The 22,194-nt window shown below is 71.6% G+C and carries 18 protein-coding genes and 1 pseudogene; 10 read left to right on the forward strand and 9 right to left on the reverse strand.

Annotated features, from left to right (window positions below):
* Positions 1-45: 45 nt before the first annotated feature.
* The 7 genes from HNR02_RS30325 to HNR02_RS30355 all read right to left on the reverse strand — a co-directional run bounded on the left by HNR02_RS30325 (position 46) and on the right by HNR02_RS30355 (position 8,243).
* Positions 46-1,173 (reverse strand): S1 family peptidase, encoded by a 1,128-nt coding sequence (locus HNR02_RS30325; protein WP_179777063.1) that lies wholly within the window; start codon positions 1,171-1,173, stop codon positions 46-48.
* Positions 1,174-1,404: 231 nt separating this feature from the next.
* Complete coding sequence (locus HNR02_RS30330; RefSeq protein ID WP_179777064.1) at positions 1,405-2,625, reverse strand: LCP family protein; 1,221 nt, start codon at positions 2,623-2,625, stop codon at positions 1,405-1,407.
* 279 nt (positions 2,626-2,904) lie between these two features.
* The gene (locus HNR02_RS30335) at positions 2,905-3,078 is read right to left on the reverse strand and encodes a hypothetical protein (protein ID WP_179777065.1); all 174 of its coding nucleotides are present in this window, start codon (positions 3,076-3,078) and stop codon (positions 2,905-2,907) included.
* A gap of 103 nt (positions 3,079-3,181) precedes the next feature.
* Positions 3,182-5,497 (reverse strand): ATP-binding protein, encoded by a 2,316-nt coding sequence (locus HNR02_RS30340; protein WP_179777066.1) that lies wholly within the window; start codon positions 5,495-5,497, stop codon positions 3,182-3,184.
* 30 nt (positions 5,498-5,527) lie between these two features.
* Positions 5,528-6,547 (reverse strand): alpha/beta fold hydrolase, encoded by a 1,020-nt coding sequence (locus HNR02_RS30345; RefSeq protein WP_179777067.1) that lies wholly within the window; start codon positions 6,545-6,547, stop codon positions 5,528-5,530.
* Between the two features lie 97 nt (positions 6,548-6,644).
* On the reverse strand, positions 6,645-7,490 hold the full coding sequence (locus HNR02_RS30350) for an SMP-30/gluconolactonase/LRE family protein (protein WP_312861294.1): 846 nt from the start codon (positions 7,488-7,490) through the stop codon (positions 6,645-6,647).
* A 15-nt stretch (positions 7,491-7,505) separates the two neighbouring features.
* A complete protein-coding gene (locus tag HNR02_RS30355) occupies positions 7,506-8,243 on the reverse strand; it encodes a FadR/GntR family transcriptional regulator (protein ID WP_179777069.1) in 738 nt (245 codons plus the stop codon).
* Positions 8,244-8,387: 144 nt separating this feature from the next.
* Between HNR02_RS30355 and HNR02_RS30360 the strand changes: the two genes are divergently transcribed.
* From HNR02_RS30360 to HNR02_RS30375, 4 genes are read left to right on the forward strand one after another with little or no spacing between them, the layout of a single operon-like run.
* Positions 8,388-9,482, forward strand: coding sequence for a substrate-binding domain-containing protein (locus tag HNR02_RS30360; RefSeq protein ID WP_179777070.1), 1,095 nt, complete (start codon positions 8,388-8,390; stop codon positions 9,480-9,482).
* 10 nt (positions 9,483-9,492) lie between these two features.
* Complete coding sequence (locus HNR02_RS30365) at positions 9,493-10,515, forward strand: ABC transporter permease (RefSeq protein WP_179777071.1); 1,023 nt, start codon at positions 9,493-9,495, stop codon at positions 10,513-10,515.
* On the forward strand, positions 10,512-11,261 hold the full coding sequence (locus HNR02_RS30370) for an ATP-binding cassette domain-containing protein (RefSeq protein ID WP_312861223.1): 750 nt from the start codon (positions 10,512-10,514) through the stop codon (positions 11,259-11,261). The genes HNR02_RS30365 and HNR02_RS30370 overlap by 4 nt, the downstream gene beginning before the upstream one ends.
* Positions 11,262-11,281: 20 nt before the next feature.
* Positions 11,282-12,463, forward strand: a complete 1,182-nt coding sequence (locus HNR02_RS30375; RefSeq protein WP_179777072.1) for an aldose epimerase family protein — start codon at positions 11,282-11,284, stop codon at positions 12,461-12,463.
* A 137-nt stretch (positions 12,464-12,600) separates the two neighbouring features.
* Here the strand turns inward: HNR02_RS30375 and HNR02_RS30380 are convergent, their stop codons facing one another.
* Entirely contained in the window at positions 12,601-13,776 is a 1,176-nt protein-coding gene (locus HNR02_RS30380) for a DUF6923 family protein (RefSeq protein WP_179777073.1), read from the reverse strand.
* Positions 13,773-14,540, reverse strand: coding sequence for a bestrophin-like domain (locus HNR02_RS30385; RefSeq protein ID WP_179777074.1), 768 nt, complete (start codon positions 14,538-14,540; stop codon positions 13,773-13,775). The genes HNR02_RS30380 and HNR02_RS30385 overlap by 4 nt, the downstream gene beginning before the upstream one ends.
* A gap of 658 nt (positions 14,541-15,198) precedes the next feature.
* On the opposite strand from HNR02_RS30385, the gene HNR02_RS30390 reads away from it, so the two are divergent.
* From HNR02_RS30390 to HNR02_RS30415, 6 genes and pseudogenes are all read left to right on the forward strand, one after another.
* Positions 15,199-16,614 carry a family 2B encapsulin nanocompartment shell protein gene (locus HNR02_RS30390; RefSeq protein WP_179777075.1) on the forward strand — a complete coding sequence of 472 codons (1,416 nt, stop codon included), beginning with the start codon at positions 15,199-15,201 and terminating at the stop codon, positions 16,612-16,614.
* A 51-nt stretch (positions 16,615-16,665) separates the two neighbouring features.
* Positions 16,666-18,051 carry a family 2B encapsulin nanocompartment shell protein gene (locus tag HNR02_RS30395; protein WP_179777938.1) on the forward strand — a complete coding sequence of 462 codons (1,386 nt, stop codon included), beginning with the start codon at positions 16,666-16,668 and terminating at the stop codon, positions 18,049-18,051.
* A 5-nt stretch (positions 18,052-18,056) separates the two neighbouring features.
* Positions 18,057-19,105, forward strand: a pseudogene (locus tag HNR02_RS30400) (family 2 encapsulin nanocompartment cargo protein polyprenyl transferase).
* A gap of 26 nt (positions 19,106-19,131) precedes the next feature.
* Positions 19,132-20,409 (forward strand): 4-hydroxy-3-methylbut-2-enyl diphosphate reductase, encoded by a 1,278-nt coding sequence (locus HNR02_RS30405; RefSeq protein ID WP_179777076.1) that lies wholly within the window; start codon positions 19,132-19,134, stop codon positions 20,407-20,409.
* On the forward strand, positions 20,406-21,515 hold the full coding sequence (ispG, locus tag HNR02_RS30410) for a flavodoxin-dependent (E)-4-hydroxy-3-methylbut-2-enyl-diphosphate synthase (protein ID WP_179777077.1): 1,110 nt from the start codon (positions 20,406-20,408) through the stop codon (positions 21,513-21,515). The genes HNR02_RS30405 and ispG overlap by 4 nt, the downstream gene beginning before the upstream one ends.
* A 16-nt stretch (positions 21,516-21,531) precedes the next feature.
* Positions 21,532-22,161, forward strand: a complete 630-nt coding sequence (locus tag HNR02_RS30415; protein ID WP_179777078.1) for a pyridoxamine 5'-phosphate oxidase family protein — start codon at positions 21,532-21,534, stop codon at positions 22,159-22,161.
* Positions 22,162-22,194: the final 33 nt, after the last annotated feature.

The following is a 22,194-nucleotide window of genomic DNA, read 5'->3' on the forward strand; positions in this document are numbered from 1 at the left end:
GAGGCCCCCGCCGGGCGCACCGGCAGGGGTCTCGTGTCCTGCTGGTCAGCCGGTGACCAGCGTCAGGCCGTAGGCCGACAGGATCTCGTTGACCGGCTGGAAGTAGGTCGTCCCGCCGCTGGTGCAGTCACCGGAACCACCCGAGGTGACGCCCTGCGCCTGGCTGCCGCTGACCCACGAGCCACCCGAGTCACCCGGCTCGGCGCACGCGTTGGTCTTGGTCAGGCCGGACACGGTGCCCTCGGCGTAGTTGACGGTCTGGTTGGTGGCCTGGATCGTGCCGCAGTGCCAGCCCGTCGTCGAACCCGAGCGGCAGACCGACGAACCGACCGCGGCGGCGGTGTGCCCGGTGACCGTCACGTCCCCGTTGCCGTAACCGTCCACAGTGGGCGACGGCGTCCAGGACGAGTTGGTGGTCACGTGGCTGTAGTCGTTGCCGGGGAAGGAAGACCCCTCGAAGGAGCCCATGGCCGAGCCGTCCGGCGCGGTGACCGAGTCGCCCGCGTTGCCGCAGTGCCCCGCCGAGACGAACCCGCCCTCGACCGAGAAGCCGACGGAGCAGCGCGCGGCGTCGTTGATGTAGTAGGCGTCCCCGCCGACCACGTCGCCCGCGAACAGCCGCGGCGCGCTGGTGACCTCTTCGACCTGCACCGGTCCCGCCGCGCGGGCCTGGCCGAGGAAGCCCTGCACGTCGGCGGCCTGCGCGCCCGGCAGCACCGTCACCACGACGCTGTTGGCCTGCTCGTCGACGTACCAGCCGGTGACCTGGCGCGGCGCGGCCGGGCCGGCGAGCGTGTCGATGGCGGTCTTGGTCGCGTCCAGCGCCGACTGGGTGTGGGCGACCAGCGCGGTGTCCGCGCCGGTGGCCTCGACCGCGGCGGCCTGGGCGGCGTCGGTGACGCCGACGACCAACTTGCCCGACGCGGCGTCGTACCAGGCACCACCGAAGGCGGAGCCGGCGGCGGCCTGCGCGGCCGGGGCGATGCTCGCGGCCGCGGCCTCCTCGGCCATCCGGGTGCCGGCCTGCTCGGCGGTCAGCCCGAGGTCGCGCTGCATCGCGCCGACCAGGGGCGAGGCAGCCGCCGCGCCGGCGACGTTCACGGAGGCGGCGAGGACGGAACCGACGGCGAGTGCGGTGAGGCCGAACGACTTGACGAGGGGTGATCGCTTCATCGAGCACTTCCTTGGAGACGGGGACCGGTTCACCCAGCAGTGTGGTCATCGTCCGGAGAAGTTGTCACCCGGCGAAAGTAGGGTTGGTGAATATCTCCCCCGGCCGGCCCCGTCCGGTCGTCCTGTCCGGAGGCCCGCCGCGCGAGGTCGGGCGGGCCGAGGTCATCGCGCAGGACACCCGGAGATCGCGCCCGGTGGCGACCTCCGCCAGGACGTCCGCGACGGGACCGGCTAGCTCACGCAGCCGGACAGGTCGGTGCTGGACTCCGGGGACACGCTGGACGGCGTGGTGGTGGCCGCGCCGGCGGTCTCGGCCGCCTGCTTCGCCACGCTCGCCGGTGTCGTCGCGGTACCGCTGCTCGCGGAGGTCCGCCCGGAGGCGCCGCCCAGCAGGGCGTCGACGAAGCCCTGGACCTGCGTGGGGTCGACCTTGACCGCGTCGCCGTCGTAGGGCGTGGCCAGGCTCAGGCTCTGCACCGGGATGGTGGCGAAGGTGATCCCGTCCGAGGTCAGATTGTGCATCTGCTCGGCGAAGGTCAGGACGTCCCAGCCCCTGTCGAGGATGACCGAGGACGTCACGGCGCCGACGAGCGCGGACAGCCTGGCCGGGTCGGTGAGGGTGCCGGAGTCGAGCACGACCTCCGCCATGCCGGACAGGAACGCCTGCTGACGCGCGATCCGGCCGAGGTCGCTGCCCGGAACGCCGTGCCGCTGGCGGACGAACGCCAGCGCCTGGGCACCGGACAGCGTCTGCTCCCCCGCCGGGAAGTCCGCACCGGAGTAGCTGTCGTGCACCGGCGCCTTCAGGCACACGGGGACGCCGCCGACGGCGTTGCTCAAGGTGTAGAACCCCGCCAGGTTGACCGCCGCGTAGTGGTTGATCGCCAGACCGGTGAAATCCTCGACGGTTTCGATCGCGGTGCGCGCCCCCGCCGCCGCGGCCTCGCGTTCCAGTTCGGCGCCGGAGAGGCCCTCGCCGCTCAGCGTCGCCAGCGCCGCCTGCTTGCCGTAGGTGTACGCGGAGTTGATCTTGTGCTTGCCGTGGCCACCCGCGATCTGGACGTAGGAGTCGCGCGGGAGGGAGATCGCGGTGGCGGACCCGCCGCCCGCCGGGACGTGCACGACGATCATCGTGTCGGTGGTGTCGCCGCCGTCGGCGGAGTCACCGGCGTGGAGCTGGTCGAGCAGGGCCTGCGGCAGCGGGTTCCCGTGCACGTCGGTACGCGAGTCGAGGCCGACCAGCAGGATGTTCTGCGCGACGGCGAGGCTGTCTCGGCCGGCCGGGAGCTGCGCCGACGGGGCGATCACGTCCGCGGTGGCGAGGTCGCTGTCCAGGCGGGACAGCTGGGTCCAGGCGAAACCGGTACCCGCGAGCACGAGCAGTGACGCCAGGCCGACGGCGGTGTGCCGGACCGGTCGCCAACGGCCGCGGCGCGCGGGCGCGTCCGTCACCCCCCGTCTGCGCAACACCCCGGTCCCCCTCGGATTTCACTCGATCCAGTTATCTCCAGCATCCACGAGAAAACTGACAGTTTGCTGTGAAATCCGGTCGCGCTTGATGAAGATCCGGTCACGCGAGAAGCCCGCCCCCCGGGGGACCGGGGGCGGGCTTCTCGGCGTTTGGAGTGAGCGCGGCGGGGTGCCGGAGTTCGCGGGCAGGCTGGGCAGCCCGCCGCGCTCGACCGGCCGGCACGCGAGGGGGAGGGCGGCGCCGGACGGCTGGATCGTGCGCTAGGAAGCCTCCGCGGAGGTGGTCCCGGCCGAGCGGGCCAGCGCCCAGGACGGAGGACCGCACTGCGGCCGCCACGTGCCCAGGTGCACCCACTGCCGTCCCCAGCTGTACCCGGCGAGCACCACCTGGCGGTGGCACCGCGAGCAGGGCTGCGGCGGCGAATCGACCTTCATGACCACCCCTTGCGTGTTCTCGGCTCCGGTCGCGAATACCAGAGTGCCTGCGGAAAGGGGCCGGGAAACCGGGGTTCCTACGCATCTCGGTACGTAGACCGCGCTACGTACCCTCCTCGGCGGCGGCCCGCTGCTCGGTCAGCCACGCCGCGATCTGGGCCCGCGAGGTGAAGCCGAGCTTGGTCAGGATGTTCTCCACGTGCGTCTCGGCGGTGCGCTGCGCGATGACCAGGCGTCCCGCGATCTGCTTGTTGCTCAGCCCCTCGGCCACCAGCTCGGCGATCTCGCGCTCGCGGCGGGTCAGCCCGCCCGGCAGCGGCGCACGGCGCTTCACCCGTGCGGTCGTCGCGGGCTGCTTCTCGGCCAATGCGAACGCGATCGCCTCGTCCGGGCCCAGTCCGGCCGCCGCCTCGAACGCCGTCCGGAACGCCTCGGCGCCCAGCGCCTCCTCCGACCGCGCCCGGCAGGACTCGTCGAAGCCGACGTAGGGGCTGGTCTCGAAGATCTTCGAACCGCTCAGCCGCCACACCGCGCGTGCCGCGCCCAGCAGCCCGGCCGCCCGCTCGTGCCGCCCGGCCGCGGACGCGCACCAGGCCAGGGCGTTGACGGCGAACGCGACCTGGGACCGGTCGGTGCGCTGCATCGCCAGCGACTCGCGCAGCAGTGACGCCGACCGGCGGTAGTCGCCCTGACGCCACGCCTGCAGGGCCACGGTCCACAGCGCGTAGGTCTTGAGCCAGTCGACCTGGTGCTCGTCGGTCAGCGCGAGCGCCTCCTCGGCCACCGCCTCGCCCGCGGGGTCGTCGAGGAAGAACAACACGGACGCCAGGACGATGAGCGTGTTGCACATCTGCCGGGGGTCATCGGCCGCGCGGTAGTGGCTGAGCGCCTGTTCCAGCAGCTCCCGGCCGTGGACCAGATCACCCCCGTAGAAGGTGCCCATGCCCGCGCACTGCGCCCAGCCCGCCCGCAACGCGTCGTCGTCCAGCTCATCGGCCAGTTCACGCAGCTCGGCCAGCATGGCCCGCACCGGTGCCGCGTCCCGCATCTGGATCCCGGTGAAGGCACCCGCCTGCAGCGCCAGGCCGCGCCGGTGGGTGCCGCGCTCGGGATCGGCGTCCAGCGCGGCCTTGAGCCAGCGGTAGCCCTCGACCGGGAACCCGCCCGCGAACCAGTAGTCCCACAGGGGCACCGCGATGGCCGCCGCCCCGGCCGCGCGCTCCGGATCGGCCAGGCAGTACTCCAGCACGACGCGGATGTTGGGCTGCTCGCGCCGCAGCCGGTCGATCCACTCCAGCTGGCGCGGGCCGAAGCTCTCCTCGCGGTAGCGGCGGGCGAGCCGGGCGCAGTAGGCGACCTGCCTGTGGCGCACGCCGTCCTCGCGCCCGGACACGGCGAGCTTGATGTGCCCGTACTCGCGGACCGTTTCGAGCATCCCGTACCAGGCGGCGCGGCCGAACGTCCCGTTGCGCCGGATCAGGATGGACTTGTCCACCATGCCCGCCACGAGGTCGAGCACCTCGTCGGATCCGATGCCGACGCCGGCGCACACCGCTTCGGCGGCCTCCAGGTCGAACCCGCCGGCGAACACCGACACCGCCGACCACACCGCCTGTTCCGGGCGGGAGCACAGGTCGAAGCTCCAGGCGATCGCCGCGCCCAGCGTCTGCTGCCGGTCCGGTGCCGTGCGGCTGCCATCGGTGAGCAGCCGGAACCGGTCGTCCAGGCGGTGCAGGATCTGCTCCAGCGAGAGCACCCGCAGCCGGACCGCGGCCAGTTCCAGCGCCAGCGGGATGCCGTCGAGGCGGCGGCAGATTCTGACGACGAGGTCGCGGTTGGACGCGTCGACGGTGAAGCCGGGCACCACCGCGGCGGCCCGCTCGGCGAACAGGGTCACCGCCCCGACGGCGGGCTCCCCCGCCGAGGGCACCGGCAGCGGCGGCACCAGCAGCACCTGCTCACCGTCGGCGCGCAGGAGCTGACGGCTGGTGGCCAGCACACGCACCGACGAGGTGGCCGACAGCAGTTTGGCGACCAGCACCGCGCAGGCGTCCAGGACGTGCTCGCAGTTGTCCAGCACGAGCAGCGCGCGTTTGTCCTCCAGGTACTCGGCGAGCCCGCTGACCTGCGCACCGACCTCGTCGGTCAGGCCGAGGGTGGTGGCGATCGTGTGCGTCAGCAGCGCGGGATCGCGCAACTCGGCCAGCGGCACGAACCAGACGCCGTCGGGGAAGGCCCGCCGCACGTCGGCGGCGGCGCGCAGGGCCAGCCGCGTCTTCCCGACGCCACCGGCCCCGGTCAGCGTGACCAGCCTGGCCGTGGCCAGCAGGCGCCGGGTTTCGGCGAGCTCGCGGCGTCTGCCCACGAAGCTGGTCAGCTCACTGGGCAGGTTGCCGGCGCCCCGCGATGCGTCGGGCATCCCCCGATTCTATGCCCGGTTCGTACGGGATCAGGCGGTGCGCAGGCGGCCGTGGCGTCGCAGAAGAGCCACCAGGAGGGTGTTGACCGCCTCGGGGTGTTCCAGCGGGAAGGCGTGCCCGGCGTGGGGCAGCACGACGAGTTCGGCTCCGGGCACCGCGCGGGCGATGGCCTCGCTGTGCTCCGGAGGCGTCACGATGTCGTCCGCTCCGGCCAGCACCAGGCAGCCGACGCGGTGCAGCGCGGCGAGCGCGGCGACCTTGTCGTGCACGCGAAACTGGGGGAAGAAGTCGGCCAGCACGTCCAGCGGAGTCGCCCCGATCTGCTCGACCAGGAAATCGGCGACGTGCGGTGGCACCTCCGAAGCGAAGGCGTGCCGCGGCACCAAAGCCCCGGCCAGCTCGCGCAACGGCCCGGACAGCACCGTGACGCGGTGCAGCAGGGCCAGCGCCCACGGCGTGACCCGGTGCAGTGCCCGCATGCCGTGCCGTGGCAGGCCGAGGTCGCCCAGCACCGGCTCGGCACTGGTGGCCAGCAGCGCGACGGCCGCGATGCGGGTGCCGAACAGCTCCGGGCACTGCTCGGCGAGTGCCATGACCGTCATGCCGCCCATCGAGTGCCCGGCCACGACGACCGGCCCGCGCGGCGCGGTCGACTCGATGACGGCACGCAGGTCGCGGCCCAGCTGGTCGACGGTGGCGTGCTCGGCGGGCCCGCGCCCGGACCGGCCATGGCCGCGCTGGTCCCAGGTCACCACCCGGGCGTGGCGCGCCAGCTCCGGCGTCTGGAAGCTCCAGCTCGCGCCGGAGAGCGCGTAGCCGTGGCACAGCACGACCGTGACCGGCGCGCGTGGGTCACCCTGGATCTCGGCGTGCAGCTCGACGCCGTCGTCCGCGATCACGGTCCGGCTCTCGCCCCGTGGCCTGCTGATCGGCACGGCCCCGCCACCGGACGCGGCCGTCGGCAGGCCGCCGGTCGCGGCACGCAGCGCGGTGCGGGTCAGCACGAACCCGGCCACCAGGCCCAGTTCCACCGCCTTGACCGCTCGCATGACCCGACCTCCGGTGCGCGGTTCGCTTCAGGTTCGACCCTGCCGGGGCATACGGGGTTCCGGGCACCGGGAAAGTACGTATTCCGGTACGGATGCTTCAGCAGGCGGAACAGCGGTGCGCGGGCAGGCCCCGCACCCCGGGGCGCAGGCGGAACAGGGCCCCGGCCTCGGGCTGGGTGCCCTCCGCGACGCCCTGGCGCGACGTGGTCACGTACAGCTCGTCCAGGTCCGGCCCGCCGAAGGTGCACGCCGTGACCTGGGTGACCGGGAACGCGGCCCGCGCCACCTGGACACCCTCCGGGGTGTAGCAGTGCACGGCGCCGCCACCCCACAGGGCGACCCACAGGTTGCCCTCGGCGTCGACCGTGAGGCCGTCCGGGGAACCGGCTTCCGCCGGGATGGTGACGGCGGGGCGACGCCGGGTGAGGCCGTGCGCGGCGGTGTAGTCGAAGGCGTCGATGCGGCCGGTAGGGGTGTCCACGTAGTACGCGGTGCCACCGTCCGGGCTCCAGGCGAGGCCGTTGGAGATGGTGACGCCGGTGAGCACGGCGGTGACCGCACCGTCCGGGTCGAGCCGGTACAGGCTCCCGGCGCCCGGTGCCGCGTCGTAGGACATGGAGCCGCAGTAGAAGCGGCCGTCGGGGTCGCACCCGCCGTCGTTCATCCGGACGCCCGGATCCGTCCACACCTCGCCCAGCGGCCGCACGTCGGTGAGCGCGGCGTCGGCGAGGGCGAACCCGCGTTCCAGCGCGAGGACCACTCCCCCGTCCACGCCCGGCCGCAGGGCCGCGACGACGTCGCCGACGTGGTGGCGGCGCACCTCACCGTCATCGTGTTCGAGCACGTCCCCGGCGAGCATGTCCACCCACCGCACGCCGGGCCACTCCGGCGCCCACACCGGGCCTTCGCCGTGCGCGGCAACGGGAGCCGTCACCTGGTCCACATCGGACATTCCGCGTCAGTTCCCTTCACCCGTCATCCGGTGCACCGCTTCGCTCGTGGTCTCGATCAGCCGCCGCATGGCCCGGCCGGCCGCGGTCGCGCGCCGCGCGCGGACCGCGACCAGCACCGCCTGGTGCAACGGCAGTGTCGCCGAAACCCCGCCCGGCGCGTGCGAGCTGGCGGCCAGCCCGTGGTGCAGGCTCGCCTCCAGCAGCCGGCCCAGCTGTTCGACCAGCTGGTTCCCGCTCGCGCGCAACAAGGTCAGGTGGAAGGTGAGGTCGGCCTCGACGAACGCGGAGGTGTCCGCCTCGACCCGCCCGGCTTCCTCCGCCATCCGGGCGCACGCGGCCTCCAGCACGCCGAGCTGCTCCTCGGTCGCGCGCTCGGCCGCCAGCTGCGCGGCGCCGGGCTCGACCATCAGCCGCAGCTCCAGCAGGTCACCGAGGAACGCCGCGTCGGAGAGCTGGCCGTGCCAGCTGATCACCTCGCGGTCCATCAGGTTCCACTGCTCGCGCGGCAGCACCCGGGTGCCGAGCCGGGGCCGAGGCTCGACCAGCCCCTTCGCGGCGAGCGCTTTCACGGCCTCGCGGACGCCGCCGCGGCTGACGTTGAGCTGGGCCGCCAGCTCGGCCTCGTTGGGCAACTGGCTACCGTGGGCCAGCTCGCCGGACACGATGCGGCGCCCGAGCCACTCGACCACCTGGCCGTGCAGGGTGCGGTGCCGCCCCAGAGGTCCGGCCTGGCTACTGCTCACGGAGCAATCCTCAAATCATTGATCCATAAAGTCAATGGACGCATCACCCGGAAGGGGTTGACTGTATCGACGAATCATCCAATGATTCACGCACGCTCTTTGCGTTCGAACCCGGCTCCCCGACGACGTGGATGGGTGGTCCCCATGAGCGACGACGACCAGATCAGCCTCACCTCACGCCGCAGCGCTCTGAAATATTTCGGAGCGGGCGGTGGCGCGGTGGCCGCCTCCGCCCTGCTGGCCGCTTGTCAGGGAGTGCGCGACAGTCCCGAATCGGGTGGCGGCGGCGCGTTCGCCGACTCCCCCGACTGGCGGTTCGTGTTCGTCAACCACGTCACGACCAACTCGTTCTTCGTGCCGACCCGCACCGGGATGGCCGACGCGGCGAAACTGGTCGGGATCCCGGAACCGCAGTGGACCGGATCCACCGAGGGCAACGTCTCCGAAATGGCCAACGCCTTCTCCACCGCGATCAACGGCGGCGTCGACGGCATCGCGGTCGCGCTGACGGACAACAACGCGTTCATCGAACCGACCAAGCGGGCGTTCGCGCAGGGCATCCCGGTGATCGCCTACAACGCGACCGCCGCGGGAAACTTCCCGCTCACCTACGTCGGCCAGGACCTCTACCAGTCCGGGTTCCTGATGGGACAACGGATCGCGCGCGAGGTCACCTCCGGGCTCATCCTGGTCGGGATCTCCCAGCCCGGCGGCAACAACGTCCAGCCGCGCCTGGACGGCATCACCGACGCGCTGAAACAGGCCGCGCCGGGCGTGACGGTGCTTCCCATCAACACCGGCGCCGAGCAGGCGGCCGAACTCAACGCGATCACCGCCGCCTACGACGGGCACCAGGACGCGAAGGGCGTGTACGCGGTCGACGCGGGCAGCACCGCCTCGATCGCGCAGCTGTTCACCAGCCGCGGCCTGCAGGGCAAGGTCCGCGCGGGCGGGTACGACACCCTGACCGACACCCTGGAGGGCGTGCAGTCCGGCGCGCTCGACTTCACCATCGACCAGTCGGCCTACCTGCAGGGCTTCCTGTCGGTGCTCTACCTCTACCTGTACCGGGTGTCCGGCACGCTGGTCACGCCGCCGTTCACCGACACCGGCCTGACGTTCGTCACCAAGGACAACGTGGGTCCCTACCTCACCGCGGACAGCAAGTTCGAGGGCGGGCGCAAGGCCGACCTGGTGCCGATGCCCTCCTCGATACCCCTGCCGCCGGCGATCTCCTAGGACGGGGACGATGACGAAAGCGCTTCCCGGCGAACGCACGACGCCCACCCCGCCCCGGGGCGGTGGCGGGTTCCTGCCCGGGATCATCCGGGTCAAGGAACTGTCCATCCTGCTGGTGACGGTCGCCGCGGCGATCTACTTCGGACTCACCAGCGGGCCGGGGTTCACCACGACCGACAACTACCACACCATCGCGCAGTACGTGGCTCCGTGGGCGATCGTCGCCGCGGGCGAGGTCATGGTGCTGATCTGCGGGCAGATCGACCTCTCCGCCGGGTTCGTCTTCACGTTGTCGCCGTTCGTGCTGATGTTGTTCTACAACAACGGTTTCCCGCTTCTGCTGGCGGTGGTCGGCGCGATCGTGGTGAGCGGGCTGATCGGGATGGTGAACGGGCTGATCCACACGGTCTTCGGCCTGTCCTCGTTCATCACGACCCTGGGCATGGCGTTCCTGTTGTGGGGACTGTCGCTGATCATCTCCGGCGGCTCCCCGGTGAGCGCCCCCGCCGAGGGGTGGGTCGTGTCGGTGTTCGGCGCGTGGGGCTGGTCGGAGTTCATCTGGGCGGTGGTCGTCGTCGTGGTCATGCAGGTGGTGCTGTCCACGACCCGGTTCGGCATCGCCACCCAGGCCACCGGCGGCAACCCGCTCGGCGCGGCGGAGGCGGGCATCCGCACCAACCGGATCAAGGTGGCCAACTTCGCGATCCTCGGCGCGCTGGCCGGGCTCGCCGGGATCCTCCAGGGCACGCGCGTGGGCTCCTACGACCCCACCAACGGCGGGTTCAACACCATGTTCTACGCGGTGGCCGCCGCCGTGATCGGCGGGACCGCGCTGCTGGGCGGCTCGGGCACGGTGGTCGGGGCGTTCCTCGGCGCGCTGCTGCTCGGGCTGGTCTACGACGGGTTCAACCTGACCGGCATCAGCGCCAACGCGTTCTACCTCGTGCTCGGCGTCGCGATCCTCGTCGCCGCGCTGCTGAACGTGTACGTGACGGTGATGCGCAAACGGCTCGGTTCGAAGGGGCGGTCGTGAACGAGGTGATGCGCGCCGAGCACATCGGCAAGCGGTTCGGGCCGGTGCGGGCGCTGGAGGACGTGTCACTCACCGTGTCGGCGGGCGAGATCCTCGGCCTCATCGGCGACAACGGCGCGGGCAAGTCCACGCTGATCAAGATCCTCACCGGGTTCCACCAGCCCGATTCCGGCCGGCTGCTGTTCGACGGCGAGCCGGTGACCCTGAAATCGGTGACGCACGCCCGGTCGCTGGGGATCGAGACGGTCTTCCAGGACCTGGCGATGGTGAACGACCTGCCGGTGTATCTGAACCTGCACCTGAACAAGGAACTGGTGCACCGGCCGCTGCCGTTCCTGAAGCGGCGCGAGATGAAGAAGCGCGCGCGGGAGGCGCTGGACTCGATCGGCATCGACATCCCGTCGGTGACGGCCGAGGTCGGGCAGCTCTCCGGCGGTCAGCGGCAGGCCATCGCGGTGGCCCGCTCGGTGTTCACGCGCGACACCAAGCTGCTGCTGCTCGACGAGCCGCTGGCCGCGATGGGCGCCAAGGAGGGCGGGCTCATCCTCCGGCTGCTGGCCCGGCTCAAGGAACGCGGTGATCTGGCGATCATCCTGATCGCGCACAACTACAGCCAGGTCGTGGACGTGTGCGACCGAATCAATCTGCTCCAGCACGGAGAGATCACGTTCGACAAGCCGTCCCGGGACACCTCGGTGGCCGAGCTGCTCGAACTCGTGCACGCCGAGTACCGGATCCAGCACTGACGCATCAGAGGAGTTTTGCCATGCGGATGTCCGTCCGCGGGCGGATCGCGCTCGCGTGCACCACAGTCCTCTTCGCGGCGGCAGGGTTGCCCGCCGTGACCTCCTCCGCCGCTCCGAGGCCGTCGGGCCCGTCGATCTCCAAGGAGGCGTTCGGCAGCGTGGGCGGGCAGTCCGTCGAGCGCTACACCCTCGACAGCGGCAACGGGATGAAGGTCCGGATCCTGACCTACGGCGGCATCATCCAGACCTTGGAGGCCCCCGACAAGCGCGGACGCGGCGCCAACGTCGTGCTCGGGTTCCCGACGCTGGCCGACTACGTCGCGAAGAACAGCCCGGCCGAGGGCGGCGGACCGTACTTCGGCGCGCTGATCGGCCGCTACGCCAACCGGATCGCGGGCGGCGAGTTCATTTTGGACGGTGTCGAGTACCACGTGCCGGTCAACAACAACGGCAACAGCCTGCACGGCGGCACCGCCGGGTTCGACGACAAGGTGTGGGCCGCGTCGGAGGTCCGTGAGCGGGGTTCGGTGGGGCTGCGGCTGAGCCTGGTCAGCCCCGACGGCGACCAGGGCTACCCCGGCACGCTGCGGACGACGGTGACGTACTCACTGGACAGCCGCAACCGCCTGTCGATCGACTACCGCGCCACCACCGACAAGGCGACGGTGGTGAACCTGACGAACCACACGTACTGGAACCTCGCGGGTGAATCGTCCGGCGACGTGTACGACCAGACGCTGCGCATCGACGCCGACCGCTACACGCCGACGGACGCGACGCAGATCCCGACCGGCGCGGTGGCCCCGGTGGCAGGCACGCCGTTCGACTTCCGCCGCGGCATGGCGATCGGGACGCGGATCGCGGAGAACGATCCGCAGCTGCTGACCGGACAGGGCTACGACCACAACTGGGCACTGAACTCCCGCGGCCGGCCGGCCTTCGCGGCACAGGCGGCAGACCCGGCGAGCGGGCGGTCGCTGACGGTCTACACGACGGAGCCGGGGATCCAGTTCTACTCGGGCAACTTCCTCGACGGCACGCTCGTGGGCACCGGCGGGAAGACCTACCGGCAGAGCTACGGGTTCGCACTGGAGACCCAGCACTTCCCCGACTCACCCAACCAGCCCGGGTTCCCGAGCACCGTGCTGCGCCCCGGACAGACCTACCAGCAGACGACGGTGTTCGCGCTCGGCACCCTCTGACGCCCCGCCGGGAGCGGCCAACACGCCGCCCGCAACGGCAAACACGCCGCCCGGAACGGCCAACACGCCGGGGGCGAGCGTCGGCGACCGGCGTGTTTGCCGTTCGCGGCGGTGTGTTGGCCGTTCGCGGCGGTGTGTCAGCGGCTGAGGCGGCGGACCGCGATGCCCGCGCCGAGCACCAGGACCAGCACCGTGAAGGACCAGCGGCGCTTCTCCTCCGTCTTCTCCTGTGTCGAGACCTGCTCGACCGGCTTCTTCGTGGTCACCGGGCGCCGGGGGGTGGTGCTCGGCGGCGGGGTCGGCGCCGGGGCTGATGACGGTGGCGCCGGGCTGGGACGCGGCGGGAGCGGCTTCGGGGGCGGGCTCGCCGGCGGAGGCGGCGGGCTCGCCGGCGGAGGCGGCGGTGGCGGCGGCGGTGGCGGCGGTGGCCCCGGTGGCGGCGGTGGCGCCACCGGGGCGGGCGCCGGAGGCGGAGGCACGGGAGGCGCCGGGGCAGGGGCAGGGGGTGGCGCGGGTGGCGCGGGGGCGCGCAGGCACCCCGCGGCATCCGAACCGGACAGTGGCGCCCCGGACGACACCTGGCTCGCGGCCCCGCCCCGGGGTACTCGGTACGTGCGGCTCCGGCCCGCGCTGCGGTTCGCCGTCACGTACAGCGTCTCCCCCGCCGCCACGACCGAACCGTAGGTCGTCGCCGCGGGCAGGGCGGGTCCGGAAACCGGGTGCGTGAACCCCGAGACCGGGTCCACCGACACGATCATCCCCCGGAACGGCCAGGTGTTCGTCACCCCGAGCAGCCGTCCGCCCGCGAAGTCGAAATCATCCACCGAAGACCAGGACGACGACGGCCACAGGTCCACCTCGCGCACCACCGACAGGAACCCGGCGCTGCCCGGATCGATGTCGATCACCGACAATTCGTCGTCCCGCCTGACATACCACCGGTTGCCGGAGATGGCACCCGCCGTCGCGTGCAGGAAGACCCGGCGCTCGCGGGTACGGACCGGGCCGAGACGGGTCAGCTCCCCGTCCCGCCCCACTGTCACGACGACACCATCGCGCGTCACGCCGTAGACCCGGTCCTGGCCCCGCGCGTAGCCGAGCGCGTTGACCTGCACCCCGAGCGCCTTCCGCGTCTCCACCGAACCCGAGGGCAACCGGACCAGCTCCATCGTGGACGGACCGCCGGAGATCGTGTTCGAGACACGCAGAACCGTGCACGCCGGTCCCGGAGCGGCCGAGGCGGGCACGACCGGCAGGGACACCGCGAGCACCGCGGCGGCCGCGAGCGTGCGCGCCGCGCGCCACAGGCTCACCGCAGCCGCTCGATCGCCTGGCTGAACGCGTCCGGCCCGACCTTCGAACCACCCGCGAACGGGTTCTGCATCTGGTAGACCGCGAACAGCAGCAGGGTCGTCGCCGCGGCCAGGGTGGACACGATCACGATGTGCGTCAGCGACTTCGTGCCGCCGAACAGGTTGGGCAGCAGCACGAAGATGACGCTGCCGCCGATCAGCACGAACCACACGACCATGCCGATGTTGTTGTCCTGCACGGCGTTGAGCCGCGCCTGGCGTTCCTTGAACACGTCCAGCAGGCTGTCGGCGACCTCGGTCTTGCGGTTGGTGAGCCAGTCGTCGTCACCCGGCACTTCGGACGAGTCGACCAGTTCACGCATGCGGTCCAGCTCGTCCCAGCCCTGGTCGGGCACGACACCGCCGTCCCGCATGCGCGGCCATTCCTCGTTCACCACCGTGCCCGCGTAACCGGCGGCCATCTCGCGGATGTCGCTGCGCACCGGCTCGGGCAGCGCGTCGGCCGCCCAGGACGCGGCGACCAGGCTCTGTGCCTCCTCGTAGGAGCCGTCCCGCACGGTGCTCGCCGCGTCGAACAGGGAGATCAGCACGAACGCGATCACCGCGGCGTGCAGCCCGCCGACGATGGTGAACGCCTGGCCGGCGGCGTCGTTGTTGTCCGGCCTGCCCTCGTCCAGACCGTAACGGCGCACGAGGTAGGCGATCACGGCGCCCATCACGATGGCGCCGACCACCCACAGCGAACCGGCCACGTAGACATTCATGCGCATTGCCTCCCGAACGGGAAAGGAACGTGCGCCCACGCTAGGCGCCCGCCGATCGGAGCGGCAAGATCGCCACCATTCTTTCCTCCCGACGGAATAACACCGATTGTTCGCGGTCACTTGTTCGGAGCAGTCCGGGCACGAATTCCGCCCCGGAAATCGTTGTTGCCCGGGGGCCAGCGCGCGGGCGGGCGGCGGACTGGGCCGACCGGGCGAGTTCCGGCTACCGGACGTCACCCGGCCACGCGGTCGCGATTTTTCTCGTTGACACACAAGGGAAAACGCGACCATCGGCCGATCAGGAACACCCGGTCCCACACTCCGGGAACTTTCGGTCCGTTCGGACCAGTACGGCACCTTGAACGGAAGCACGCCGCCGCGCGAATCACACCGTCGAGACCGCCCGCCTTGGGCGGCCCGGGTGAGCACGATCCATTCCGCTCTACCGTCAGTTTGCCGGAACCGCCGAACGTGTGTTTTCGCGAAAATGCACATCACCCCCTGCCACGGACGAGTGACTGTACGGATCGTCGCGGCCGGTGCTAACGTCGTTTCCGCCGACCGAGAAACAACGGCGCCCGTTCGCCTGATCCTCACTCTCTGCAGAGAAACCGACATTTCGCGAACCGATCCTTTTCCATGATGGGTGGTATTTGCCGTGACTGTGACCGACCCCGCCGTGCCGAACCTGGAGGACGCCGGCCCGCAGCAGAGCCTGAGCACACAGGCCGCGCGGAACCTGGCGACCACGACCAAGTCCGTTCCGCAGATGCAGGCGATCACCTCCCGGTGGCTGCTGCGCCTGCTGCCCTGGGTGGAGGCATCCGGTGGCGCCTACCGGGTCAACCGCAGGCTCTCCTACGCGGTCGGCGACGGCCGCGTGACGTTCGTGACCACCGCGGGCGCCGTCGAGGTCATCCCCGCCGAGCTCGGTGAACTCCCGATCCTGCGCGGCTTCGAGGACCAGGAGGTGCTCGCCGCGCTCGCGGGCAAGTTCGAACAGCGCGAGTACGAGCCCGGTGACGTGATCGTCGAGTTCGGTCACGCGTCCGATCAGGCATTCCTCATCGCGCACGGCAAGGTCAGCAAGGTCGGCCCCGGCGAGTACGGCGACTTCACCGACCTCGGCGTACTGGCAGGCGGCGACCACTTCGGTGACGAATCCCTCCTGGACGACCAGAGCATCTGGGAGTACACGGTCAAGGCCGTCACCTCGTGCACCGTGCTGGTGCTGGAACAGCGCGGGTTCGACGAGCTGGTCGAGCAGTCGGAGGCGCTGCGCGAGCAGATCGAGCTGTTCCGCACCCGGCAGCTGTCGAACGGCAACGAGCACGGTGAGGCGAGCATCGAGCTGTCCTCGGGCCACAGCGGGGAATGGGAACTGCCCGGCACGTTCGTCGACTACGAGCTGTCCCCGCGCGAGTACGAGCTGAGCGTCGCGCAGACCGTCCTGCGCGTGCACAGCCGCGTCGCCGACCTCTACAACCAGCCGATGAACCAGACCGAGCAGCAGTTGCGCCTGACCATCGAGGCCCTGCGCGAGCGGCAGGAGTCCGAGCTGCTGAACAACAAGGACTTCGGGCTGCTCAACAACGCCGACGTCAAGCAGCGCCTGCACACCCGCTCCGGCCCGCCGACGCCGGACGACCTGGACGACCTGCTGGGCGCGGTGTGGAAGGAGCCGGCGTTCTTCCTGGCCCACCCCAAGGCGATCGCGGCGTTCGGGCGCGAGTGCAACACGCGCGGGATCTACCCGGCAGGCGTGGAGTTCAACGGCCACCACGTGCCGTCCTGGCGCGGGGTACCGATCCTGCCGTCCAACAAGATCCCGGTGTCGGAGACACGCACCAGCTCGATCCTGCTGATGCGCGTGGGCGAGCAGAACCAGGGAGTCGTCGGCCTGCACCAGACCGGTCTGCCGGACGAGGTCGAGCCCGGCCTGTCGGTGCGGTTCATGGGCATCAACGAGAAGGCGATCATCTCCTACCTGGTGTCGGCGTACTTCTCGGCGGCCGTGCTGGTCCCGGACGCGCTGGCCGTGCTGGAGAAGGTGGAGATCGGCCGCGAAAGCTGACCCGGTGACCACGACGCGAACGAGGGGTGGTCGGGTCCGTTGAGCGTGACCATGCAGACCTTCCAGCACACCGAAACCCGTCTGAGCCTGGGCACGGCGGCGGCCCGCAACCTGGCCAGCACCACCAAGACGGTGCCGCAGAACCAGGCCGTCACCAGCCGCTGGCTGCTCAGTCTGCTGCCCTGGGAGGAGACCGAGGCCGGCACCTACCGGGTCAACCGGCGCCTCACCCACGTCGCCGGGCAGGGCCGGGCCGCGTTCACCGTGGACGCGGGCCGGGTCCGGGTGGTGCCTGCCAGCCTCACCGAGCTGCCGCTGTTCCGCGGGTTCGACGATCCGGTCGTGCTGACCGCGCTCGCCGACCGCCTGGTGCAGCGCGAATACGGACCCGGCGAGGTGATCGTCGCGGCGGGCGCGCCCCCGGAGGAGGCGCTGCTCGTCGCGCACGGCAAGGTCAGCAAGCTCGGCCGGGGCGACTACGGCGACACCGTGACGCTGGGGGTGCTCGCCGACGGCGACTACCTCGGGCAGCAGGTGCTCGCCTCCTCGCCGCGGCCGTGGGAGTACAGCGTCCGCGCGGAAACGCCGGTGACCGTGCTCGCGCTGCCGCACCGCGACCTCCTGGACCTGCTGGACACCTCACCGGAGCTGCGGTCCCATGTGGACGGACTGCGGCGCGGATCCCAGCTGGCTCAGAACAAGCACGGTGAGGCGAACATCGCCCTGTCCTCCGGTCACCACGGGGAGGAGCCGCTGGCCACCACATTCGTCGACTACGACCTGTGGCCGCGGGAGTACGAGCTGAGCGTGGCCCAGACGGTCCTGCGCGTGCACACGAGGGTCGCCGATCTCTACAACCAGCCGATGGACCAGACCGAACAGCAGCTGCGGGTGACGCTGGAGGCACTGCGCGAGCGCCAGGAGTCCGAGTTGCTGAACAACCGGGAGTTCGGCCTGCTGCACAACGCCGACCTGAGCCAGCGGCTGCACACCCGCACCGGGCCACCGGCCCCGGACGATCTGGACGAGCTGCTGTGCCGTCGCCGCAAGACGCGGCTCTTCCTGGCCCACCCCAAGGCCATCGCCGCGTTCGGGCGCCAGTGCGCAGCCCGCGGCCTCGCGCCGGAAAGCACCGAAGTGGACGGTCACGTGGTGCCCGCGTGGCGGGGTGTGCCGATCTTCCCGAGCGACAAGATCCCGGTGTCGCCGACCGGAACCACGTCGATCCTGGCGATGCGGACCGGGCTCGGGAGCCAGGGCGTGATCGGGCTGCGCCAGACCGGGCTGCCGGACGAGGTGGAGCCCGGCGTGAACGTGCGGTTCATGGGCGTCGACGAGCGTGCCGTGGTGTCCTACCTCGTCACGGCCTACTTCTCGGCCGCGGTGCTGGTGCCGGACGCGCTGGGAGTGCTGGAGCACGTGGAGATCGGACGGTGACGGGCATGGACACGACGGAGATCCCCGCGCGCTCCGGTACAGCGCGCGGCATCCTGGCGTGGAGCCGCGGGTGCGTCGACCCGGCGCTGCGGCAGGCGGTGGCGCGCCTGCCGGAGTCGATGCGCCCCCTGGCGGCCTACCACTTCGGGTGGGCCGACGAGACGGGCGCGCCCGTCATCGCAGGCAGCGGGAAGGCGGTGCGTCCCGCGCTGGTGCTGCTGTCGGCGCGCGCGGTCGGGGCGTCCCCGGAGATCGCGCTGCCCGGCGCGGTGGCGGTGGAGCTGGTGCACAACTTCTCGCTGCTGCACGACGACGTCATGGACGGCGACGAAACCCGGCGGCACCGGCCCACGGTGTGGAAGCTGTTCGGTACGGGCGCGGCGATCCTGGCCGGGGACAGCCTGCTGGCCGAGGCATCCGGTGTGCTGGCGTCGAGCGGTCACCCGGTCACCCGGTCGCCGGGGAGGCGCTGCGCATCCTCGGCGCGGCGGTGCAGGACCTGATCGAGGGCCAGGGCGCGGACCTCGCGTTCGAGCAGCGCGACGACGTCGGGCTCACCGAATGCCGGGCGATGGCCGAGGGTAAGACCGGGGCGCTGCTGGGCTGTTCGTGCGCGCTGGGCGCGCTGCTCGCCGGCGGGACCGCGGACCAGGTCGACCACCTGCGGCGGTTCGGGGAGGCGCTCGGGCTGGCGTTCCAGCTCGTCGACGACCTGCTCGGCATCTGGGGCGATCCGGCGGCCACCGGCAAACCGGTGTTCTCCGACCTGCGCAACCGCAAGAAGTCCCTGCCGGTGGTGGCGGCGCTGACCTCGGGCACCCCGGAAGGGCAGGAGCTGGCCGGGCTGTACGCGGCGCCGGACGAGCCCGCCGGGGCCGATCTGGCGCGGGCCGCCCAGCTGGTCGACCGGGCCGGGGGCAGGCAGTGGGCGCGCACCGAGGCGGCGGCACTGCTCGACCGCGCACGGAGCCACCTGCACGCCGCGGTGCCGGACGCCCGCGCGGCCGCGGACCTGGAAACGCTCGCGGTGCTCCTCGCCGACCGCGACCGCTGACCATCACGTTCCGGAACGGAGAACCCATGACGTTCACGGCAGCGCAGAGCATTCTGGCCGCCCACCACCCCGGCCGGCCCCGGCCGGGTGAGGTGCTCGTCGCCGACGACCTGCTGTGGCCGGACCGCCCGTCGGTGCCCTGCCCCGGCGCCGGGCTGCTCGAAGGTGAGCTGCGGCGCCGCGGCCTCGACACCACGCGCGGTCACCTCTACGTCGACACCGATCACACCGCGGCCGTCGCGTTGCGGGCCGTCCTGCCCACGGCGCGGGGGCCGGCCGGGCTGGGAGTCGCGGCCACCGGGCAGGTCTCGCCCGCGACGGCGGCCGCGGTGAGCGCCGCGATGGCCGCGGTCCTCGCGGTCGCGGGGCGTCCCCGCGAGGTGCTGCTCGCCGCGCCGCGGTCGTTCTGCGCGGGCGTGGAACGCGCGATCGAGATCGTCGAGCGGCTGCTCGCTCAGCGCGGCGGGCCGATCTACGTGCGCAAGGAGATCGTGCACAACCGGCACGTCGTCGACGACCTCCGTGCGCGGGGCGCGGTCTTCGTCGACGAGCTGGACGCCGTGCCGCGGGGAGCCACGGTGGTGTTCTCCGCGCACGGCGTCTCCCCTGCCGTGCGGGCCGACGCGGAACGGCGACGGCTCAAGGTCGTCGACGCGACCTGCCCGCTCGTCACCAAGGTCCACGCCGAGGCGCGCCGCTTCGCCGGGCAGGGCGACACCGTGCTGCTGATCGGTCACGCCGGGCACGAAGAGGTCGAAGGCACCCTCGGTGAGGCCCCGGAACGGACCGTGCTGGTCCAGTCCGTCGAGGAGGCCCGCCGGGTGCGGGTGCCCGATCCCGACCGGGTCACCTACCTGACGCAGACCACGTTGAGCGTCGACGAGACCGCGGAGGTGATCAGCGAACTGCGCGATCGCTTCCCCGCGCCGCGCGGCCCGGCCTCCGACGACATCTGCTACGCCACCACCAACCGGCAGGACGCGCTCAAGGTCATCGCCCGCGAGTCGGACCTGGTGCTGGTCGTGGGATCGGGGAACTCGTCGAACTCGGTGCGCCTGACCGAGCTGGCGCAGCGCGCGGGCACGCCGGCGCGGCTGATCGACGACGCGCGCGACATCCGGCCGGGGTGGCTGTCCGGTGTCGCGAAGATCGGGCTGACCGCGGGTGCGTCCGCCCCGCCACGGCTGGTCGACTCGGTGATCGCGGCGCTCGGCGGGCTCGGCCCGGTCACGGTCGCCGAGCGGGAGATCACCCGCGAGACGATCCACTTCACGCTGCCCGCGGCCGTGCGGAGGCGGTCGTGACGGCCGTGGCGCTGGGCCTGCCGAAGGTGCCCGCGCCGCGCCGCAGGTCCCGGCAGCTGCACGTCGGCGACGTGCCCGTCGGCGGCGACGCCCCGGTGTCGGTGCAGTCGATGACCACCACCGTCACCGCGGACGTCGAGGCGACCCTCCGGCAGATCGCCGAACTGACCGCCGCCGGCTGCCAGATCGTCCGCGTGGCGGTCCCCAGTTCCGACGACGCCGAGGCGCTGCCGCGGATCGCCGCGAAATCGGCCATCCCGGTCATCGCCGACATCCACTTCCAGCCGAAGTACGTGTTCGCCGCACTCGACGCCGGATGCGCGGCTGTCCGCGTCAACCCGGGCAACATCCGCCGGTTCGACGACAAGGTCGGCGAGATCGCCCGCGCCGCGGACGATCGCGGCACGCCGATCCGGAACGGGGTCAACGCCGGTTCGCTGGACCGGCGGCTGCTGGAGAAGTACGGGAAGGCGACGCCGGAGGCGCTGGTGGAATCGGCGCTGTGGGAGTGCTCGCTGTTCGAGGAACACGGGTTCACCGACCTCAAGATCTCGGTCAAGCACCACGATCCGCTGGTGATGATCCAGGCGTACCGGCAGCTCGCGCGGCGCTGCGACTACCCGCTGCACCTGGGCGTCACGGAGGCCGGGCCGGCCCTGCAGGGCACGGTGAAATCGGCCGTCGCGTTCGGGGTGCTGCTGCACGAGGGAATCGGCGACACGATCCGCGTGTCGCTGTCCGCGCCGCCGGTCGAGGAGGTCAAGGTCGGCACGCAGATCCTGGAGTCGCTGGGGCTGCGGCCGCGGAAGCTGGAAATCGTGTCGTGTCCGTCGTGCGGCCGGGCGCAGGTGGACGTCTACCGGCTCGCCGAGCGGGTCACGGCCGCGTTCGAGGGGTTCCCGGTGCCGTTGCGGGTCGCCGTCATGGGCTGTGTCGTGAACGGACCCGGCGAAGCGCGCGAGGCCGATCTGGGGGTGTCGTCGGGCAATGGGAAGGGCCAGATCTTCGTCAGGGGCGAGGTGATCAAGACGGTGCCGGAGAGCCGGATCGTGGAGACGCTGCTGGATGTGGCGCTCGACCGGTTTTCCCCGCCGGACGGGGAATGAGCGCTAGCCTGCGGTCATGGATCTCACTGGGGTGACCGAACTGTCCACCGAAGACGAGTTGCGCGAGCTACTGGGACATCCGCTGCCCAACGTGGTGCGCAAGGAACGGGCGGCGCTGCACGAACTGGACCGGCAGTGGCTGGCGCACTCACCGTTCTGCCTGGTCGCGACCGCCGACGCGCAGGGCCGGTGCGACGTCTCCCCCAAGGGCGACCCGGCCGGCTTCACGCTGGTGCTCGACGACCGCACCATCGTGGTGCCGGAGCGGCCGGGCAACCGGCGCGCCGACGGGTTCCGCAACATCCTCGCCAACCCGCACGTCGGGCTGATCTACGTCATCCCCGGCCGCGGCGACACACTGCGCATCAACGGCCGCGCCCGCCTGCTGAGGGACGCGCCGTTCTTCGACGAGATGATCGTCAAGGGGCACCGGCCGCGGCTGGCGATCCTGGTGGAGATCGACGAGGTGTACCACCACTGCTCCAAGGCTTTCCTGCGCTCGAAACTGTGGGACCCGCAAACATGGACGCCGGAGGAGATGGCGCCCCGGCCGGTGATCGCTCAGACCTTCGAACGCCCCGACGACTCACTGGAGGAGCTGGCCCGCTACTACGGCCCCGAATACGCGAGAAAGCTCTACACCTGACGTCCCCCACAGTGGCCTCGGGGGACGGCGCGG

This window comes from Amycolatopsis endophytica (assembly GCF_013410405.1).
GTDB classification, from domain to species: domain Bacteria; phylum Actinomycetota; class Actinomycetes; order Mycobacteriales; family Pseudonocardiaceae; genus Amycolatopsis_E; species Amycolatopsis_E endophytica.

Excerpts from the sequence above, each read along its gene's own strand:
- HNR02_RS30395 (WP_179777938.1), top strand. The coding sequence starts at position 16,666 with ATGCAGACCTTCCAGCACACCGAAACCCGTCTGAGCCTGGGCACGGCG.
- HNR02_RS30365 (WP_179777071.1), top strand. The coding sequence starts at position 9,493 with ATGACGAAAGCGCTTCCCGGCGAACGCACGACGCCCACCCCGCCCCGG.
- HNR02_RS30345 (WP_179777067.1), bottom strand. The coding sequence starts at position 6,547 with ATGCGAGCGGTCAAGGCGGTGGAACTGGGCCTGGTGGCCGGGTTCGTG.
- HNR02_RS30375 (WP_179777072.1), top strand. The coding sequence starts at position 11,282 with ATGCGGATGTCCGTCCGCGGGCGGATCGCGCTCGCGTGCACCACAGTC.
- HNR02_RS30335 (WP_179777065.1), bottom strand. The coding sequence starts at position 3,078 with ATGAAGGTCGATTCGCCGCCGCAGCCCTGCTCGCGGTGCCACCGCCAG.
- HNR02_RS30415 (WP_179777078.1), top strand. The coding sequence starts at position 21,532 with ATGGATCTCACTGGGGTGACCGAACTGTCCACCGAAGACGAGTTGCGC.
- HNR02_RS30340 (WP_179777066.1), bottom strand. The coding sequence starts at position 5,497 with ATGCCCGACGCATCGCGGGGCGCCGGCAACCTGCCCAGTGAGCTGACC.
- HNR02_RS30405 (WP_179777076.1), top strand. The coding sequence starts at position 19,132 with ATGACGTTCACGGCAGCGCAGAGCATTCTGGCCGCCCACCACCCCGGC.
- HNR02_RS30325 (WP_179777063.1), bottom strand. The coding sequence starts at position 1,173 with ATGAAGCGATCACCCCTCGTCAAGTCGTTCGGCCTCACCGCACTCGCC.
- HNR02_RS30385 (WP_179777074.1), bottom strand. The coding sequence starts at position 14,540 with ATGAATGTCTACGTGGCCGGTTCGCTGTGGGTGGTCGGCGCCATCGTG.
- HNR02_RS30360 (WP_179777070.1), top strand. The coding sequence starts at position 8,388 with ATGAGCGACGACGACCAGATCAGCCTCACCTCACGCCGCAGCGCTCTG.